Here is a 257-nt window from a genome sequence, read left to right on the forward strand (position 1 = left end):
GCTGCTGCTTTAATCGTACTTCCTTACATAATGACTGCTCCATCATGAAGTGGTGTATTAGGAATGAAAATATTAATGAGTAATTCCGATGATACGCTTGCATTTAGCGGAGTACCTGTTTCCACATAATCACCCATACCGGTCTCTTTCGGCAAAGTAATTAATGCACCAAATCTACGTTTCCCCATATATTCCGTTGCTTTCGCTAACGCTGTTGCAACGATTTCAGGTTCATCATCCTCATGAGTTCCAACACG

1 pseudogene is annotated in these 257 nt (G+C 41.2%); it reads right to left on the bottom strand.

The features are described from left to right. Nucleotides 1-26 precede the first annotated feature (26 nt). Nucleotides 27-257, bottom strand: a pseudogene (locus KVT31_RS29700) (diadenylate cyclase); the annotation flags it as partial.

It is taken from the genome of Bacillus sp. GbtcB14 (assembly GCF_019091205.1).
GTDB lineage: Bacteria > Bacillota > Bacilli > Bacillales > Bacillaceae_G > Bacillus_A > Bacillus_A cereus_AG.